Annotated in this window: 16 protein-coding genes and 1 riboswitch; of the genes, 9 read left to right on the top strand and 7 right to left on the bottom strand. The window is 39.1% G+C overall.

The window, feature by feature from the left end; all coding sequences use genetic code 11:
• Positions 1 to 85: 85 nt before the first annotated feature.
• Positions 86 to 442, bottom strand: a complete 357-nt coding sequence (locus tag HU823_RS19705; protein WP_066391295.1) for a winged helix-turn-helix transcriptional regulator — start codon at positions 440 to 442, stop codon at positions 86 to 88.
• A 156-nt stretch (positions 443 to 598) separates the two neighbouring features.
• Between HU823_RS19705 and HU823_RS19700 the strand changes: the two genes are divergently transcribed.
• Entirely contained in the window at positions 599 to 1,807 is a 1,209-nt protein-coding gene (locus HU823_RS19700; protein WP_197223150.1) for an MFS transporter, read from the top strand.
• 38 nt (positions 1,808 to 1,845) lie between these two features.
• Here HU823_RS19700 and HU823_RS19695 read toward each other — a convergent pair whose 3' ends face one another.
• The 6 genes from HU823_RS19695 to HU823_RS19670 form a co-directional block, all read right to left on the bottom strand.
• Entirely contained in the window at positions 1,846 to 2,940 is a 1,095-nt protein-coding gene (locus HU823_RS19695) for a GerAB/ArcD/ProY family transporter (RefSeq protein ID WP_197223149.1), read from the bottom strand.
• A 14-nt stretch (positions 2,941 to 2,954) separates the two neighbouring features.
• Positions 2,955 to 3,185: a hypothetical protein gene (locus tag HU823_RS19690; protein ID WP_197223148.1), complete on the bottom strand. Its 231-nt coding sequence runs from the start codon at positions 3,183 to 3,185 to the stop codon at positions 2,955 to 2,957.
• 17 nt (positions 3,186 to 3,202) lie between these two features.
• The gene (locus tag HU823_RS19685) at positions 3,203 to 4,348 is read right to left on the bottom strand and encodes a Ger(x)C family spore germination protein (RefSeq protein WP_186320601.1); all 1,146 of its coding nucleotides are present in this window, start codon (positions 4,346 to 4,348) and stop codon (positions 3,203 to 3,205) included.
• 31 nt (positions 4,349 to 4,379) lie between these two features.
• A complete protein-coding gene (locus HU823_RS19680; protein WP_186320600.1) occupies positions 4,380 to 5,861 on the bottom strand; it encodes a spore germination protein in 1,482 nt (493 codons plus the stop codon).
• A 235-nt stretch (positions 5,862 to 6,096) separates the two neighbouring features.
• Positions 6,097 to 6,936 (bottom strand): polymer-forming cytoskeletal protein, encoded by an 840-nt coding sequence (locus HU823_RS19675; protein ID WP_370630151.1) that lies wholly within the window; start codon positions 6,934 to 6,936, stop codon positions 6,097 to 6,099.
• Entirely contained in the window at positions 6,903 to 7,523 is a 621-nt protein-coding gene (locus HU823_RS19670; RefSeq protein ID WP_231607576.1) for a YhbD family protein, read from the bottom strand. Before HU823_RS19670 ends, HU823_RS19675 begins: the two co-directional genes overlap by 34 nt.
• Before the next feature lie 122 nt (positions 7,524 to 7,645).
• On the opposite strand from HU823_RS19670, the gene HU823_RS19665 reads away from it, so the two are divergent.
• The 8 genes from HU823_RS19665 to HU823_RS19630 all read left to right on the top strand — a co-directional run bounded on the left by HU823_RS19665 (position 7,646) and on the right by HU823_RS19630 (position 18,259).
• Positions 7,646 to 8,374 (top strand): TIGR02206 family membrane protein, encoded by a 729-nt coding sequence (locus HU823_RS19665; protein WP_197223147.1) that lies wholly within the window; start codon positions 7,646 to 7,648, stop codon positions 8,372 to 8,374.
• Positions 8,375 to 8,461: 87 nt separating this feature from the next.
• Positions 8,462 to 9,538 (top strand): hypothetical protein, encoded by a 1,077-nt coding sequence (locus tag HU823_RS19660; protein ID WP_144702964.1) that lies wholly within the window; start codon positions 8,462 to 8,464, stop codon positions 9,536 to 9,538.
• A gap of 103 nt (positions 9,539 to 9,641) precedes the next feature.
• Complete coding sequence (locus tag HU823_RS19655; protein ID WP_144702961.1) at positions 9,642 to 11,009, top strand: TrkH family potassium uptake protein; 1,368 nt, start codon at positions 9,642 to 9,644, stop codon at positions 11,007 to 11,009.
• A gap of 54 nt (positions 11,010 to 11,063) precedes the next feature.
• A riboswitch (FMN riboswitch) is annotated at positions 11,064 to 11,211 on the top strand.
• Between the two features lie 179 nt (positions 11,212 to 11,390).
• Positions 11,391 to 12,038, top strand: a complete 648-nt coding sequence (gene ribE, locus HU823_RS19650; protein WP_197223146.1) for a riboflavin synthase — start codon at positions 11,391 to 11,393, stop codon at positions 12,036 to 12,038.
• Between the two features lie 11 nt (positions 12,039 to 12,049).
• Positions 12,050 to 13,243 (top strand): bifunctional 3,4-dihydroxy-2-butanone-4-phosphate synthase/GTP cyclohydrolase II, encoded by a 1,194-nt coding sequence (locus HU823_RS19645; protein ID WP_197223145.1) that lies wholly within the window; start codon positions 12,050 to 12,052, stop codon positions 13,241 to 13,243.
• A 16-nt stretch (positions 13,244 to 13,259) separates the two neighbouring features.
• On the top strand, positions 13,260 to 13,727 hold the full coding sequence (gene ribH / locus HU823_RS19640; protein WP_144702952.1) for a 6,7-dimethyl-8-ribityllumazine synthase: 468 nt from the start codon (positions 13,260 to 13,262) through the stop codon (positions 13,725 to 13,727).
• A gap of 747 nt (positions 13,728 to 14,474) precedes the next feature.
• A complete protein-coding gene (locus tag HU823_RS19635; protein ID WP_197223144.1) occupies positions 14,475 to 16,232 on the top strand; it encodes an ABC transporter ATP-binding protein in 1,758 nt (585 codons plus the stop codon).
• Between the two features lie 2 nt (positions 16,233 to 16,234).
• On the top strand, positions 16,235 to 18,259 hold the full coding sequence (locus tag HU823_RS19630; RefSeq protein WP_197223143.1) for an ABC transporter ATP-binding protein: 2,025 nt from the start codon (positions 16,235 to 16,237) through the stop codon (positions 18,257 to 18,259).
• Positions 18,260 to 18,278 lie beyond the last annotated feature (19 nt).

Here is an 18,278-nt window from a genome sequence, read left to right as displayed (position 1 = left end):
ACAATGTATTAAAAATTATTAAAGAATATTATTTTGTAATTAAAACTAAAAATGACAGCCAATGATGGCTGTCATTTCTCTAAATTTATACTAGTTCCTCTGTCTGAACTAAAACATCATCTTTATTCGGATAAGTCTTCTCGATATGTTGCTCACCCCAAGCGCAGAGTGAATCTAAAATCCCTTTTAACGACCAACCGTAATCGGTTAGAGAATATTCAACACGTGGTGGAACCTGATTGTATACTTCGCGAAGGATAACCCCATCATCTTCTAGTTCTCGAAGTTGTTGTGTAAGCATCTTTTGTGTGATTCCTGGCATTAATCGCTTCAACTCACCGGTTCTTCGTTTATCTTTTATAAGATGGCAGAGTATGACGACTTTCCACTTTCCGCCGATCACTTCAAGTGCAGCTTCAACAGGTATATTGTATTTTTTCATCCATAATCACCTCTATCGCTTAATTGTTACTTAAAAGTGCCTACATTACTTAAAAGTGCGTACTTACTTTTAGTTTGCGTATATTTCATAATAGCATTAAGTCATTCGAATGACTAGTTCATTCACCAACTAAAAAATTAATGGAGGGATTAATAGATGAATTCAACAGCCGTTCAAACGGAAACCACATCGAAGTCAAAAGGTGGTTTTCCTGCATTATTAGCATTAGCCATTTCGGCATTTGGTATTGGTACAACTGAGTTTGTACCTGTAGGACTTTTATCTTCATTAGCATCAGATCTTAACATTTCAATCACCCTCGCAGGATTACTCATATCTGGATATGCGATGGGTGTCGCATTCGGCGCACCGGTTCTTACAGCGTTAACGAATAAAATGAACAGAAAGACACTGTTACTTCTGTTAATGGTCGTTTTTATCGCAGGTAACATGGTTGCAGCAATATCAACAAGTTTTACGCTGCTATTAATCGCGCGGTTCATTACAGCATTTTCTCATGGTGTGTTCTTTTCAATAGGCGCTACAATCGCTGCGGATCTCGTACCTGAACACAAACGTGCAAGTGCGATCGCCTTTATGTTTACAGGGCTTACTGTTGCAACGGTAACTGGGGTTCCTCTTGGAACATTTATCGGACAAACCTTTGGATGGAGAGCTACGTTTTGGGCAGTGGCACTACTAGGTGTTGTTGCCATTATCGCTAGTGCGATCTTAGTTCCAAAGAATTTAAAAGAAGCACCACCATCAAGTTTAAAAGATCAGTTTAAAATTATTAAAAATGGTCGTTTGCTATTAGCTTTTGCGATTACTGCTCTAGGTTACGGAGGAACGTTTGTAGCATTTACGTATTTAGCACCGATCTTAGAAGATGTAACAGGGTATGCTCCAAAATTTGTTAGCTGGATATTGCTAGGATACGGGATTGCTGTTGCGATCGGAAATACTATAGGTGGTAAAGCAGCAGATAAAAATCCGACCAAAGCTTTGTTTTGGATGTTCGTTGTTCAAGCCGTAATATTAGTGATTTTGACATTTACAGCACCTTTTAAAATTGCTGGGACGGTTACTATCTTCTTATTAGGACTTTTAGCTTTCATGAATGTTCCGGGTCTACAAGTTTATGTTGTGAAACTGGCTGAAAGATATGTACCATCTGCGGTAAATGTTGCGTCAGCCATTAATATCGCCGCATTTAATCTAGGTATCGCGATTGGAGCATCTGTTGGAGGACTGATCGTCGACTCGATCGGTATCATCCATACACCTTGGATTGGTGGAGTTATGGTATTTGGTGCGGTTCTCTTAACCGCATGGAGCGCAGCACTTGAAAAAAGAACAATTTAAAGGTAAAAAAGAAGGCAGCCACTCTGGTTGCCTTCTTTTTAAGCTGTTTTTTTCTTTCTCTTCACCTTAGCCACAATCACGACAAGTAAAAGGGGCAAGAATCCAAAGATAAATGTTACAGGTGTCTGCAAGAAGGAACCAGATTCACCTAATTCAATTTCATTTTTGTACATCGTAAGAGAAAGTAAGAACACGACGACTGTGATGATGTTAATAAAGTGTGCAGCTTTTACTTTAAATAGAGTAGAAAGAGCTTGATCAAGTATAAAAAGCAATAAAGAAATCTTCATGTACGTTCCTAGAATTAATGCGATGCCAAAGATCGCTTCTACACGTTCAACGATCTCGCCGATACTGATCAGCTGAGCAAGAACATGTAGAGGGAATTTTTTGAGAAACACTAAAGGGCCCAGGCCTAACAACGAACAGAGAATTGTAAGTGTGAGTACGATTCCATTGATGAATAATCCTAAATAGAGCCATTTATTGATAGACTGCCCAGGTTTTTGCTTTACGAGATAGACGATCATGGCAAAGAAAAGAACATCCATGTAAGGAAATCCAAAACCCACATATACGCCGTGTAGAATCGGCTTAAACCCTAAAGGTGCTAAAGGAAGCAGATTGGTGATCTCATACGTGTTGTAAGGCAGAATTAACATGATGATGAATATGAATAACAAAATGTACATTAATAGATGAAACATGCGACCCATCACTTCGATTCCAGCTTTTGCGGTTAAGCTCGAAGTGATTAAGATGAGTAGATGAAAGATAAAGAGCGGCGTTTCTCTCATCATAGATGTCGTAAAATATTGCCCCATTCCATATACAATGTTTGCTGTGATGTACAACATGACTACGAACAACGGAATGATGATTATGTATGCCATCACATTACCGACTGTTAGACGAACTTGGTTCACATAACATTGATCAGGATATTCGTTGTGAAGCGTTAATACGAGAAATAAGATGACAAAACCAACTAAGCTAGCGAGAAGCATGGCGAACCAGGCACTGTTATGAGCAGCAGCCAACATTGGCCCTTGGATATTAATAAGAGCTGAACCTGTCATATACACTTGAAATAAGACTGCCATCTGCCAATAACTAATTTTTCCTGTGTGCATAAAGGTACTCCTTATTATTTTACTTGCAGCCATGAGGTGATCGCTTCAGCCATAGGACCAACGATTACCTGAAATCCATCATCTAAATTAGGTAGGTTACGGCCTGTTAGATAAGAATAAAGCATATATACTGCAGGAATGGACAGCATGAGATAAATTTTTTGGGACTTATTATCTTGCTTAATCGATTGATAGTCGAAGTATAAGAGTACGATCAAGCATCCTATAATGAGTTTTTCAATCATAGTGATTCCTCGTTGTTCTAATATTTTTTGTGAAAAGGTTTGCTTATGTCTGTACCAGTGTTCAAGATGTTAACTTCTGATTCAACATGGAAAACAGCGTCTTGTAAGTAAGGAATCTTTTCTTTTTTAATGCGCTGCCATTCTTTCGAGTTCGAGCGATAGATATGATTTCCCAATCCGATAATGTCGATATTCTTTTTTTGTGATTGTTTTAATAAAACCATCATGTTACTATTCACTTGTTTTTCTAATTTTTTATGAAGAACTTCTAATTGTTGTTTCGTTTCAATAGTCGAACATTCCAATTCTCCTATGCTAGCTTGAAGCTTTGGTTGAAGGGAGTAATGAACAACACCTTCTTTTATCTCAAGAGATGAATTTGTGTGAGATTCTGTGATCTCAAATGATTCTTGCAGTTTACTTCCCTTACAAGTGATACCGATAATTCCATACTGAAAATCATTAAGAGCCATCATAAGTGACTTCGTTTCTTTGTTTGAAATAATCGTCTTCAGTTTTCCGCCTTTAAAGATAGATAAACCATCGACAAAGATGCTTTTTTCTCTTTCTTTTTCCTTTCTTAGAAAAGGAGCATATACCGTATCTACCTCGCTATGAAGCTGCTTTCCAATCGAAAATAAATTAGCGGGGTAGGTTTTGGCACTGAATTTACTTCCGGTTTTCGTTACCTCATTTAACTGTTCACTTACTGTGTTTTCGACATGTGGCTTTATTTTGATGTAGTCAGAGGCGGTCCCCTCTGTAACCGCAACTCCAGTTAAAAGTCTTGGTTCATGATCTCGGTAAAAGAAGTCAAGAACGGATCCGAGATTTTGTTTTCTAGCGACTTTTTCACTAATCACAATAAATCGGACATGTCCCCAGTTAGCTTTTCTACCTAAATGGATGGTCACATCTCTTATAGCATCAAAAACGGATTTTGCTTCCGTTTCAAGCTCGAAATAAGATTCACCACCACCGCCTGCTGACGCAATCTTTGGAGCAGGCTTATAGAATTGAGTGGTAAGTTTAATTCTTCCATCTTTTTTTTGATCGATCGCAAGAGATTGAACAAAAACATATTCAGTAAGTTCTGCATGATCCCAGCAGCCTGATAAAAAAAGGAGGGAGGAGGCAACGATGTATTTGATTAGCTTCTGCAAAGTAAACCCCACCTTTTAATATGTAATCGCCTTAAACGTTTTTTCCTGTACTTCGATGTTTTAATAACTTTTTTAGGGACAAACGGAAGAATCCGTCTTTAAGCAACGAGGTGCTGTTAAGAGTAAACGTACCAAGATAAGGTTCTTTCATAACGTGCAACTTGGAAAGATGGAGGAAGATAAGAATAAATCCTAAAAATAAACCGAAGCCTCCCATAATGGCTGCAAGAAACATTAAGGGTATTCGCAACAAACGTGCAGCGAATCCAAAATCATAATACGGGATAGAAAAGGAAGCGATTCCCGTTAATCCAATAACAACGATCATGATCGGTGATGCGAGACCAGCGTTAATAGACGCTTCTCCGATTATCAATGCTCCAACGATACTTACGGTAGACCCAATGGGTTTGGGCAGCCGGACACCTGCTTCTTGTAAGAGTTCGAAAAAAAATAGCATGATCAAAGCTTCTATGATTGCAGGAAAGGGTATCCCTTCCCGTGTATCCAAAAGAGCGATCAATAGTACGGTCGGTATTAATTCAGAATGAAAAGTAGTCAAAGCGATATAAATGCTAGGTAAAGCCAGGCTCAAAATAAACCCCACAAATCGTACCAACCTGATGATTGATGAAAATACAGATCGTTGATAATAATCCGAAGCGGATTGGAAAAATTCATTAAACAATCCGGGACAGATAACGATCGTTCCTGTTCCTTCCATTAAGATAATGATCTTACCTTCTAACAACGAGGCTGAAGCAACATCAGGTCTTTCGGTAAATCGATATTGAGGGAACGGAGTAACGGACGACTCTTCAATCAATTCAGCAATATAAGAAGTTTCTAGAATTTCTTCGTTTTTAATCTTGTTGATTCTCGATTCAAACTCTTCAAGCATCTCTTTTTTTACGGTTCCATCTAAATAGCCGTAAACAAATTTTGTGTTGGACTTGCTATCTGTCTGTTTGAAAATAAACTTAAGATCGGGTGTCTTTAACCTTGAACGAATCAAGCCAAGGTTCTTTTGCAGGTTTTCTATCGTTCCTTCTCGAGGTCCTACAACGACTACCTCGTTCTGTGGTTCTGCAACACTTCTCTTCTCTACAGAAGAAGCATCAAAGCTCAGAGCTAAATCCCATTTGTCAAAAAGCAAAACAATATGACCATTTACGATGTTGGCATTTAATTCATTGTAGTTTTTTAGTAGCATGACGGGCCTTGATGAGACGCCTTTATTCTCAAAAAACACTTTTATCTGTTGAACAGAAACAGCAAGTGAAAGGGCTGCCTCAAAATCAGGCATATCCTTAAGTACCTGGTGAAGCAGGTTAGATTTTTCTTCTTGAACGAGAGAATCACAATGTACAACAAGAGCTTCTTGTTTATAATCTGAACCAAATTGAAAGTGTCTGATCTTAATATCATCACAGTTTTTATAGAGGTTACGCATATATTCATCATTTGCTCGTAGATCTTTGTTTATAGGAACTTCTACTTTTGTTGTATCCATGATTGTTAACACCTGCCTCATCCTATAATGTTTGATGAAGGATAGAAAACTATACATTATTTACCATGAAAGTCATGAAGGGTGGATGAAAGCTGTAGATTTCCGTTTCATGTGCTTCGCTTTCCGCACTTTCGCTCTATCGCATAAGGGGGCTCGCAAATAGAGTATTGTAACAACCAAAACAAAAAAGCTACCGCAAGATCGGGTAGCTTTTTTAAAGTTCGAATCCTTCTGATTAAATTTTTTCCTGTGTTCCCACTTTAGCATCGGGATCAATCTCTAGACTTGTTTTGTATTCAATCCTTTTTATATCACAGCCGGGTCCGATTTCTATTGTGTTTCCTCGAACTACTTCTGCATGTGTATGTTCAAGGTATAAGTTGTCGCCTTCGATCACCTCTGCGGTTAGTTGGTCATTGTGGTTGCTCATAAAAAACTTAATTAGTTTTTTAAAACCAGATGCATCGCGAGTCTTTTTAACCGTGATGTTCTCGCCACCTATTTCTTTTGCTTCACAATGACGAAGAAGTTCCACGTCGATCGTGCCTGCATTTAAGAGGCCATCAATTTTAAAATTGCCGCGAGCTTCAAAAGATTCAGTTTCACAATCTCCTTTTATTTTCACTTGCCCTTTTACATCTATTTCATCACTCGAAACATTTCCATCTATAGAGGCAGAACCACGAACGATAATCTCTTTACCTTTAACATTTCCTTTAATCGTAGAAGAGCCTTGAACCTTTAATTCATCACATAAAAGATTCCCGTCGATATCGGTACTGCCGTTAATCGTCATTTCCTTCACTTCTACATCGCCTTCAAAATGTGTGGATCCATTGATCTTAGCGGTATTTGTTGTTATGTTTCCTTCGAGATGAGCGCTTCCGTTGCATTTGAACTGTTCACAAATAAGATCACCGTGTATATGTGCAGATCCGTTAACCTTTACTTGATCATACTCGCCACCAGATGAAGTCCCTGATCCAGAAATGCTAATGTTTTTTAACTGAGTTTGTTCCATTTCTATTCCTCCTTCAAATATTAAGAAAGCTTTAATTTTAGTTCTTCCATGCACTGACTTAATTTGTAGTGAGCGATTTTTTTGGCTTGAGACTCTAATAAAAGATTGGCTGGTTCAGGTGTAAGAATAAAGATGGAGACCCCCATCTTTCTGATAAAGATCAATTCACTTTCATTGCTCTTAAGGGTCTGTGCCTGTTCGTGAAAGAGCTTCAACAAGTCTAGGCCTTCTGATCGGTTTACATCGCCTGTTTGCAACAAGGAATTCAATACATATAGCGTTAATAACTGATCAAAAGAGAAAGATAGATTAGGCCCATGAAAATTGTTGAACATGTCTAAAGCTGTTTGTGAAACAATGTTACGTTTAGTAAGTTCTTCTGTTGATAATGATGTAAGTGTTGGAGAAGGGGAGAACATATCAGCTAGTTCATCGAGTGATAAATCATCTTTTAAGGTTTTTATCTTTTCGATGCGTAGCAAAATATCATCTTTAGGAAAGAATGTTTCTTGCCCTGTAAAGGTAGATTTTCGAATGAACCAGTTTTCTGGAATCAAGTTCTTTCTTTTCCATCTGTATAGTTGGCCGTATGAGATATTCGCTTCTTCTAATAGATCTTTTTTTGAGATTAGATTTTCCATGATTAACCTCCTTGTTTTCAATGTAACATAACACTGTTACGTTATGCAACGATTTTTAAAATGATATAAAGGAAAGTGCAAGAAGACTTTTGAATAATAATAGGTAGAAGGTGGAGGGGTTAATGGAGAATTGGTTTAGTGCAGGGACTTCTGGTTTTAGGATGTTTCAGTGGGAGCATGTTTCATTATTAGTTTTTATTTTCTTTGTGAGTATAAGCATGTATGGTTACCGTATTCGGATTAGGAAGATGCACGTATGGAAGAAGATCTTGATCACAGGACTTATCGTCTCTGAAAGCACATATCACATATGGGCCATTCATAATGATTTATGGGACCTTCATATTTTCCTTCCTTTGCAGTTATGCAGTTTCAATATTCTGCTATGCGTTTTGTTGCTCTTAACGGATAATCGGAGACTTTTTGCTTTTGTTTATCTTTTTGGACTAACAGGTGCTGTACAAGGATTATTGACACCAGAGCTGTTTCAGGAACCTTGGCATTTTCGTTTCATTCAATACTTTCTGGCGCATGCATTTATTGTTTGGACTGCTCTTTACTACGCGATTATAAAGTCTTATACCATTAGCTGGCAGCTTCTTTTTCAATCCTTTTTATGGCTGAACGTTTACGCGGTACTTGTATACGTTGTAGATGTAGCGATTGATGCGAATTATATGTTTTTGCTAGAGAAACCATCGAGTGCTTCTCTTATGGATTTCTTAGGACCTTATCCGTGGTATATCCTATCATTAGAACTAGTCGCTTTCTGTTTATGTCTGCTTGTTTTTATACCGGTCAAAGAAAAACGAATCCACTCCAAAAAGTGCCATCCGCCGTTAAAAGCATAGGTCCTTTTTTTGTACCTTTTGTGACAAAGCCGTGCAAAAGAAGAACGCAATGGAATTTATTGTATAATGGAAATGAGGAGGGATTTTATGATTGAAACCATGAACAGGCCGATCAGGTGGATACCTTATCTATTTCTTAGCTTATTGGTCTTTGGCAGCAATGTAATTCTTTATCAGACAACTTATTTCCAACCAGTACCTACTTCTGTGCTCATTGGCTCCATGTTTGATTTTCTTCTTGTTATTCCTCTACTTACCTATTACTTTATTATTCGCAAAAGATACTCATGGAAGCTGACACTGCTTGTCGCATTAGTGAGTTATGCTGTCGCTTCATTTATCATTCCAGATGATCTGCTGAAATCTGTATCATTTATCCCGAAAGCTCTTCTTCTTTTAGAAGCGGGTTTTATCTCCATTGAGCTTTATTTATTGTTTATCGTGTGCAGAAAATTTCCTAAAGTAAAGAAGACGTATCGTGAGTTAAATAGAGAACTACCGTTTTTATTAAAAATCAAACAAGCTGTTAACGTCCATTTCACACGAAGTCGTTTGATGGATACTCTCGTTAGTGAAGTTACGATGTTCTATTATGCACTCTTTTCCTGGCGTAAAGGACCCTTAATGAATGAACAAACATTTACTTATCATAAGAATACGAGTTATGTAGCTCTCCAGCTCATGCTGATTCACGCGCTGATCATAGAATCGGTCGGCCTTCATTATTTCTTCAGCCAGTGGAATCATACCGTCTCTCTGATTTTACTATTTATCAACATCTATTCTATTCTGTTTCTCATCGGTCAGATGCAAGCCGTAAAAAAAGTACCTGTGATTGTCACAGAGGATTCGTTGATTCTGAATGTAGGTTTTATCAAGAGCCTTGAACTTCCGTTTAAAGACATCCAAGAATGGAAAACGTATGAAGGACCTGATGAGTTGAGTGCAGCTGAACTCAAGTATACGTTTGAAGCGCGAGTAAGTGATTTTATTCCGGAAAAACCGAATATTGAGTTGCTGTTGAAAAAAACTGTAAGGTCAGATATCATATATGGATTTAAGAAGAACGTAACAAGGGTAGTTATTAAAGTAGATCATCCGGCTGAATTAATGAGGCTTATTGAAAAGAGAATGGCTGATGAAGAATGTATTTTAGAAGATTAACAGTCTTTTTTTAGCAAATGTTCAATTTCACCTTGTTAAATGGAAATGCTATTGTTAAGATTTCAGAAGGTTACAGAAAAATCCTCTCGACAGGTGAAAATATATGTTTAAAAATACAGCAACTACACAACAAAAAAAATCATTTCTAACTTCCGTTCAGCTTATTGTAATCTTTTATTTATTGTCTGTTTTAGTAGCCACTTTACTATTAAGCTTACCAGTCGGGCATAACGAAGGAGTAGAGCTGAAGTTTATTGATGCTCTATTTACAGCGGTGAGTGCAGTTAGTGTAACAGGGCTAACTTCTGTCAGTATCTCAGAAACGTTCAATCACGTTGGAGTCATCCTATTAGCATTAATCTGCCAAATTGGTGGTATCGGTGTTATGACGCTCGGTACAGCAGTCTGGTTATTAATAGGAAAGAGGATTGGGATGAGAGAACGTCAATTGATTATGACGGATCAAAACCAATCAACTCTTGCTGGACTTGTCCAACTGATGAAGCAGATCTTGACTTTAATTATTGGAATTGAAATCGTAGGAACTGTGTTGTTCTTCATTTTGTTTCAGCCATATTATGATACAGAGATAGAAGTATTATATCACGCCTTTTTCGCGGCAGTTACAGCCACAACGAACGCTGGATTTGATATCACCGGAAGTTCGTTAATTCCTTTCCGTCATGATTATCTCGTTCAGATCGTGACGATGTTATTGATCACATCAGGAGCGATCGGTTTTCCTGTTCTAGTTGAGATCAATAACTTCATTAAAGAGCGCAAGTACCTAGAACGTTATACGTTCACTCTTTTTACAAAGGTTACAACAACTACATTTGCTATTTTGGTTGTAACAGGTGCTATTGGTTTTTATGTACTAGAGATGAACGCTTTTTTTGAAGGGAAGTCTTGGCATGAGTCTTTCTTTTATTCGATGTTTCAATCTGTAACGACTCGAAGTGGCGGTTTATCTACGATGGATATCTCGCAACTAACAGTTCCAACCATGCTTTTCTTATCGATCATGATGTTTATTGGCGCTTCACCTAGCTCTGTTGGTGGAGGGATAAGAACGACTACGTTTGCGGTAGCTCTTTTAGCAATACTCTTTTATGCAAAAGGGAGAAACACGATTAAGATCTTCAAGAGAGAGATCTATCCAGAAGACATTCAAAAATCATTTATCGTTATTATTGTAGCAATGGTGCTCTGTACGACATCCACAATCATCTTAGCGATTACTGACCCTATGCCGATCGAGTACTTATTCTTCGAGGTATGTTCAGCTTTCGGAACGACAGGGCTTTCCACTGGAATTACAGGTCAGTTAAGCTCAACCGGTAAAGTGATCTTAATGCTTCTGATGTTTATCGGAAGAATTGGCGTATTGTCATTCTTGTTCATTATTCGAGGAAAAGTGGTTACAGAGCACATTCATTATCCGAAAGAAAAATTAATAATTGGTCAATAAAAATGATCACGTTTGAATTCACTTCGATGTTTACTTATAATGAACATAAGTAAATAAGTCCTTCGGGGTCGGGTGAAATTCCCAACCGGCGGTGATGAGGCCAGAGCCTCTTAGTCCGTGACCCGGTTTTGCTTGTAGCAGAAACGGTGGATTCGGTGCAATTCCGAAGCCGACAGTATAGTCTGGATGGGAGAAGGAACGTGAACACTTTTAGAATACCTGTGTTTAAAATAGGTATAACTAAAGGTTTATTTCGTTATATTCTTAACATTTAAAACCCCGGAAGCTTTGTTTCCGGGGTTATTTGTATTAAGAAAAAAGGACTCCTGCTTATGCATATTTACGATGATACGAACGTCATACGAGGGGAGGGAAAGCTTTTTGTTTACAGGCATTATCGAAGAAAAAGGTACGATAAAATCCATTTCCAAAGGCAACGAAACGATCGTACTAACCGTAACAGCAAAAGAAGTACTGAAAGATGTAAACCTTGGAGATAGTATAGCGGTAAACGGTGTTTGTTTAACGGTAACTTCTTTTAGTAAAAGGGAGTTCACCGTAGATGTTATGCCTGAAACGTTCCGTTCTTCCACATTGAGACTGTTAAACAACCGTGATTTCGTCAATCTTGAACGAGCGATGGCTGCCGGTGGCCGGTTCGGTGGACATTTTGTTTCCGGGCATGTGGATGGGACAGGAACAATCATTGAAAAGCGTCCAGAAAGAAATGCCATCTATTATACGATTGCGTTGCCCGACCATCTCATGCGCTATTTTATGTTGAAAGGCTCTGTGTGTGTAGATGGGACAAGTCTTACAATATTTGAGGTAACCAAAAGTACGATTACCGTTTCTTTAATTCCTCATACAGCAGAACATACGATTTTAGGATCGAAAGGAACGGGTGACATCGTGAACATCGAATGCGACATGCTTGCCAAATATGTACACAATATGTTGTCGCCGAAAGAAGAAACTACACAAAAGTCGAAGTTGTCTCTTGATTTCTTACAAGAGCACGGATTTTAGGAGGAGAGTTCATGTTTCACTCCATAGAAGAAGCAGTTGCAGATCTGAAAGAAGGAAAGATTGTGATCGTAGTCGATGATGAAGATCGTGAAAACGAGGGTGATTTTGTAGCACTCGCTGAAGGGATCACTCCTGAAACCATCAATTTTATGGTGACGCATGGCAGAGGATTAGTCTGTACACCGATCTCTGAAGAAATTGCAAGAAAGCTTGACCTTTCACCAATGGTAACTACCAACACTGATTCACATGGGACAGCTTTTACGATTAGTGTTGATCATATTTCCACAACAACAGGGATTTCGGCTCAAGAAAGAGCGTCAACAGTACGTGAGTTAGTAAATACAGAATCCTTGCCTACAGATTTTAAGCGCCCTGGTCATATTTTTCCGTTGATCGGAAAAAATGGAGGTGTGTTGCGAAGAGCAGGACATACAGAAGCTGCCATCGATCTTGCCCAAATGGCAGGAAGTAAATCTGCAGGTGTTATTTGTGAAATCATGAAAGAAGATGGAACGATGGCTCGTGTTCCTGAACTTGTTGAGCTTGCGAAACAGCACAATATGAAGCTGATCACGATTAAAGATCTTATTACGTACCGAAACAAAACAGAGCAGATGGTTAAGCGTGAAGTAGAGATTAATCTGCCTACCGAATTTGGAGATTTTAAAGCGATCGGTTTTTTGAATGTATTGGATGAGAAAGAACACGTGGCACTTGTAAAAGGTGACGTAGAAAACGGAGAACCTGTATTAGTTCGTGTTCATTCTGAGTGTTTAACAGGTGATGTGTTCGGCTCTGCTCGGTGCGATTGTGGGTTACAGCTTCACGCTGCACTTTCTCAGATTGAAAAAGAAGGTCGTGGCGTTCTGCTGTACATGAGACAAGAAGGCCGCGGCATCGGACTCATCAATAAGATGAAAGCTTACAAACTTCAAGAAGAAGGTTTAGATACGGTTGAGGCCAACGAACAGCTTGGGTTCGCACCAGATCTGCGTGACTATGGCATAGGTGCTCAGATTTTAAAGGACCTTGGCATCAGTAAGATGAAGCTACTAACGAACAATCCAAGAAAGATTGCTGGATTAAAAGGTTATGACTTAGAAGTGACCGATCGTGTGGCGCTTCAGATGCCTCATAACAAGAACAACGAAGATTACCTAAAAACAAAGAAGAGCAAATTGGGGCATATGCTTCATTTCTAAATCAGGAGGAATAGTCATGGCAAAATTTTTTGAAGGACATCTAGTTGGTACAGGATTAAAAGTAGGTATCGTAGCAGGACGTTTTAATGATTTTATTTCAGATAAATTAGTTTCAGGTGCACAGGACGCTTTTAAGAGACACGGTATTTCTGAAGACGATGTAGACATCGCTTGGGTTCCTGGAGCGTTTGAGATTCCGCTGATCGCTAAAAAGATGGCGGATAGCGGTAATTATGATGCAGTGATTACCTTAGGAGCGGTAATTAGAGGGTCGACTCCACACTTTGATTACGTATGTAATGAAGCTGCAAAAGGAGTCGCTCAAGCATCTATGACGAGCGGTGTTCCAGTAATCTTTGGTGTGTTAACCGTTGATTCAATCGAACAAGCGATTGAACGCGCTGGAACGAAAGCAGGAAACAAAGGCTGGGAAGCAGCTGTGTCAGCTATTGAAATGGCAAACTTAACGCGTCAATTAGGATAAATAGCATGTGTGTGGAAGCCCGTCACTTTTGTAGTGGCGGGTTTTTTGGATTTGTCGAAGAGTGTCGATTCGAGGGTAACTTTTGGATTGAGAGCAATAACTCGTGGATGGAGTGCGTAAATTTGTGGATTGAAGGTGAAAACTCGTGGATTAAATGCTACAACTTCTGGATTGAATACTACAACTTTTGGGGGGGCTAAAACATCAAGCCTGACACCCTTCTAAAGCACAAATTAACAGCAATTTAAATAATTTTAAGCATATCTAAAAGCAATTGACATAGTTATTAGAATAGTGTTAAGATTACCAAAGTTACAAACTACAAAATTATGGAAAGGATGGTTGTGTCATGGTGAAAGAAATGATTGTTACTCAAATTGCGGTCACTGTAGTAATGCATGTTGACTCTACAATTTCATACCATGGCCTGCCGGAAGAGATGTATTAGAATTATTATTCTACATATCTGCCTTTTCTATATACAAGTTTGTACGCAGGTCACCCCAGTCGTGACGTGTGTTTTTTTATGATTTCAAAGCATACCGAGTTCGAATGGTATGCTTTTTTATTTTTGTTTGCATAGAAGAGATCACTCTTCTTGTTGCAATAGATCCACTAATTATGAGGAGGAGAACAAATGAAAAGAAAATCGTTGAATGTGTGGCTAGAACGCAAGGATCATACACTTTTTGGGTAGCTTCGTTAAACAACTGTTTAAAAGAAAGGTAGATCGAGAGGAGAGACATTATGTTTTCAGTTTTAGGTAAATTAGCTTGGTTCTTTAAGAAACATTGGATACGTTACACAATTGCGGTAGTGTTGCTGACTGGCGTTGGGATCATCGAGATCATCCCACCGAAACTCATCGGTAACATCATTGACTCCATTCATATGGGCACGATCACAAAAGAAGACATGATGAAGACTCTTGGAATCTTTGTAGCTGTTCTCGTTTCGATGTACATTACGATGTATATCTGGATGTATCAGCTTTTTGGAGGCGCTTTTATCATCGAGCGCTCGATGCGTTCTAGTTTTATGCGTCACCTATTAAAGATGACCCCTACGTTTTTTGAGAAAAATAGAACAGGAGACCTGATGGCACGTGCGACAAATGACTTAAAAGCCATCTCGATGACTGCAGGATTTGGAATCTTAACTCTTGTTGATTCTAGTTTGTTCATGCTGACAATCCTGTTCGTGATGGGATTCATGATCAGTTGGAAATTAACGTTTGCAGCGCTCATTCCACTACCGATTATCGCTTTTATTATTAAAAAATACGGAAAGAAAGTACATCAGCGTTTTACCGTTGCACAAGACGCCTTTGGAGAAATGAACGATTCTGTTCTGGAAAGCATACAAGGAGTACGTGTTATTCGTGCTTATGTTCAAGAAGAAGAGGATGTAGAGCGCTTCAATAAAGTTACAGAAGATGTATTTGAAAAGAACTTGGCTGTATCAAGAATCGATGCCTTATTCGAACCGACGATCAAGGTTTTAGTAGGGATCAGTTATTTGATCGGTTTAGGTTACGGAGCATACATGGTCTTTCATAAGACGATTACACTTGGAGAGCTAGTTACGTTCAACGTTTACTTAGGTATGCTGATCTGGCCGATGATCGCGATCGGTGAGCTTATTAACGTCATGGAACGTGGAAGTGCGTCACTTGATCGTGTGAATGAGACGCTTAGCTACGAGCCGGATGTTAAGGATAGAGAAGACCTCATTCCATTAGAAGATCCGGGGACGATTGCATTTGAAGATGTGACATTCCGTTATCCTTCTTCTGAGACAGATAACTTAAAGAACATCAATGTTAAGGTGGAAAAAGGTGCGACTCTTGGAATTGTTGGCCGAACAGGCAGCGGAAAAACAACACTTCTTAAACAGCTTTTAAGAGAATATCCGTCTGGAAAAGGGAACATCACATTCTCTGGTGTGAGCATTGAGGATATCGCATTAGAAGATCTGCAAGGATGGATCGGATACGTACCTCAGGATGCTATTCTTTTCTCCAAAACAGTAGAGGAAAATATCCTGTTCGGAAATAGCACAGCGGGTGTAGATAAGTTGAATCATGTTATGGAGATGGCATCATTCAGAAAAGATGTTCAGTTCCTTCCAGAAGGATTGAACACACTTGTTGGGGAAAAAGGTGTCGCGTTATCAGGAGGGCAGAAGCAGCGTGTGTCTATTGCACGAGCACTGTGTGTAGATCCTGAGATCTTGATTCTAGACGATGCCTTATCAGCTGTTGATGCGAAGACGGAGACAGCGATCATCGGTAATATCCGAAAAGAACGCGCTGGGAAAACCACTTTTATTACAACTCACAGATTGTCGGCAGTTGAACATGCAGATTGGATCATCGTAATTGATGATGGGGCCATCGTGGATCAAGGCAGACATGAGGATTTAATAGCAAGAGACGGCTGGTATAAAGAACAGCACGAACGTCAACAGATCGAACAAAACTTAAACGATAATAAGGCGGTGTAGCCATGAACGTTGGAAAACGCCTGTTTCAATACGCACTTCACTATAAAAAGAATTTTATTCTCGGGCTTCTGATGCTTACTGTTGCCATTGGAGCGGAGCTAACTGGACCGTTCATCGCAAAGACAATGATCGATGACCATATTCTTGGTATCGAGCGGCCATGGCATCAAGTGGATAATAAAGAAAAAGAAGCAGTGAAATACGATGGAAACTGGTATAAGCGAAGCGATCATTTTGATCAAGGAGAAGATAAAGGAAAAGAGATACGAGTTATCCAAGTGAAACGAGACTATTTCGTTGTACCAAACAAAATAGCTTTTGATGGGGAACGAAAAGCGAGTAACGGAGAGGTGACGATTTCTTTTAAAGGAAAATCAGAAACTTATTCGGCAGATAAACTAAGTACGAGTGAAACATTTGCTTTTTATAAGCCGGAGATAGCGGGAATCATGAAACTGACCATGATCTACTTAAGTCTTCTCGTTTTTGCAGCATTCTTTCAGTATGGTCAGCGTTATATGCTGCAGCGCTCGTCAAATCTGGTTATCAAGAAGATTCGTCAAGATGTGTTCGCCCACGTTCAGCGTGTAGCGATTACGTATTTTGATAATCAACCTGCTGGAAAAATCGTTTCCCGAATTACGAATGATACAGAAGCAATTAAAGAATTATTTATTAACGTTCTAGCAAACTTCTTTACAGGAATCATCTATCTGACAGGGATATTCATCGCGTTGTTCTTGCTTGATCCTAAGCTTGCAACGATCTGTTTAATCCTTGTACCGATCCTTGTGGTTTGGATCATTGTTTATCGAAAGTTTGCGTCTAAATACAATCATAAGATTCGTTCTACTCTCAGTGACATTAACGGAATGATAAACGAATCAATCAACGGTATGACAATCATTCAAGCATTTAAGCGACAAAATAAGACTTCCGAAGAATTTGAAACAATGAATAAAGAATATTTCACCTTTCAAAATAAGCTCTTAAGTCTTAACGCGATGACGGGACATAACCTTGTATTGTTATTAAAGAACCTTGCATTTATGGCGTTCATATGGCACTTTGGAGGGCAGGCGCTTGGCGTAGGTTCTGTCATTTCAATCGGTGTTCTGTATGCGTTTGTAGATTATTTAAACCGAATGTTCCACCCTGTTACAGGTATGGTTAACCAGCTTGCACAGCTTGAGCAGGCACTTGTATCTGCAGAGCGAGTATTTGTGCTGATGGATGAGCCAGGGCAGAAAGTAACAGAAACAGAGATTGAGCGATACAAAGGGAATGTAGCGTTCCAAGATGTAACTTTCAGTTACGTAGAAGGTGAACCTGTCCTAAAAAATATCGCTTTCGAAGCAAATCAAGGTGAGACAGTGGCGCTTGTCGGTCATACGGGTTCTGGGAAAAGTTCAATTATGAATTTGCTGTTCCGTTTCTATGACATTAAACAAGGAAAAATCATGATCGATGGCCAAGACATCATGAAGCTTTCTAAACAAGAGCTCCGACAGCATATGGGAATCGTGTTACAAGATCCATTCTTGTTTACAGGAACGATTGCATCCAACGTGAGCTTAGATAATCCAGAGATCACACGTGAACAAGTTGAAAAAGCGCTGACGGATGTAGGGGCAATGCCGTTTATCAACAACTTACCAAAAGGATTGGATGAACCGGTTATTGAAAAAGGGAGTACCCTTTCATCAGGTCAGAGACAATTAATCTCATTCGCAAGAGCATTAGCGTACAATCCAGCTATCTTAATTCTTGATGAGGCAACGGCAAGTATTGATACTGAAACAGAAGCTGTGATTCAAGAGGCATTAGATGTGTTAAAAAGAGGAAGAACGACTTTCATTATTGCCCACAGACTCTCTACGATTAAGAGTGCGGATCAAATTCTCGTTCTCGATCGTGGTGTGATCGTAGAACGTGGCAGTCACGATGAATTGATGAAAGAAAAGGGACGTTACTTCCAGATGTACCAGCTACAACAAGGAAAAACGGAAACACGTGCCGTAAGTTAAACGAAAAAAAGGGCCTCAC

Origin of the sequence: Fictibacillus sp. 18YEL24, from assembly GCF_015903855.1 — a bacterium.
Classification (GTDB): Bacteria; Bacillota; Bacilli; order Bacillales; family Fictibacillaceae; genus Fictibacillus; species Fictibacillus phosphorivorans_C.
This window is presented reverse-complemented; position numbering and strand designations above follow the sequence as displayed.

Coding starts and splice junctions, on each gene's coding strand:
- ribH (WP_144702952.1), top strand. CDS start 13,260: ATGGCAAAATTTTTTGAAGGACATCTAGTTGGTACAGGATTAAAAGTA.
- HU823_RS19705 (WP_066391295.1), bottom strand. CDS start 442: ATGAAAAAATACAATATACCTGTTGAAGCTGCACTTGAAGTGATCGGC.
- HU823_RS19670 (WP_231607576.1), bottom strand. CDS start 7,523: ATGGAAAATCTAATCTCAAAAAAAGATCTATTAGAAGAAGCGAATATC.
- HU823_RS19665 (WP_197223147.1), top strand. CDS start 7,646: ATGGAGAATTGGTTTAGTGCAGGGACTTCTGGTTTTAGGATGTTTCAG.
- HU823_RS19660 (WP_144702964.1), top strand. CDS start 8,462: ATGATTGAAACCATGAACAGGCCGATCAGGTGGATACCTTATCTATTT.
- HU823_RS19700 (WP_197223150.1), top strand. CDS start 599: ATGAATTCAACAGCCGTTCAAACGGAAACCACATCGAAGTCAAAAGGT.
- HU823_RS19630 (WP_197223143.1), top strand. CDS start 16,235: ATGAACGTTGGAAAACGCCTGTTTCAATACGCACTTCACTATAAAAAG.
- HU823_RS19695 (WP_197223149.1), bottom strand. CDS start 2,940: ATGCACACAGGAAAAATTAGTTATTGGCAGATGGCAGTCTTATTTCAA.
- HU823_RS19680 (WP_186320600.1), bottom strand. CDS start 5,861: ATGGATACAACAAAAGTAGAAGTTCCTATAAACAAAGATCTACGAGCA.
- HU823_RS19655 (WP_144702961.1), top strand. CDS start 9,642: ATGTTTAAAAATACAGCAACTACACAACAAAAAAAATCATTTCTAACT.
- HU823_RS19690 (WP_197223148.1), bottom strand. CDS start 3,185: ATGATTGAAAAACTCATTATAGGATGCTTGATCGTACTCTTATACTTC.
- HU823_RS19635 (WP_197223144.1), top strand. CDS start 14,475: ATGTTTTCAGTTTTAGGTAAATTAGCTTGGTTCTTTAAGAAACATTGG.
- HU823_RS19645 (WP_197223145.1), top strand. CDS start 12,050: ATGTTTCACTCCATAGAAGAAGCAGTTGCAGATCTGAAAGAAGGAAAG.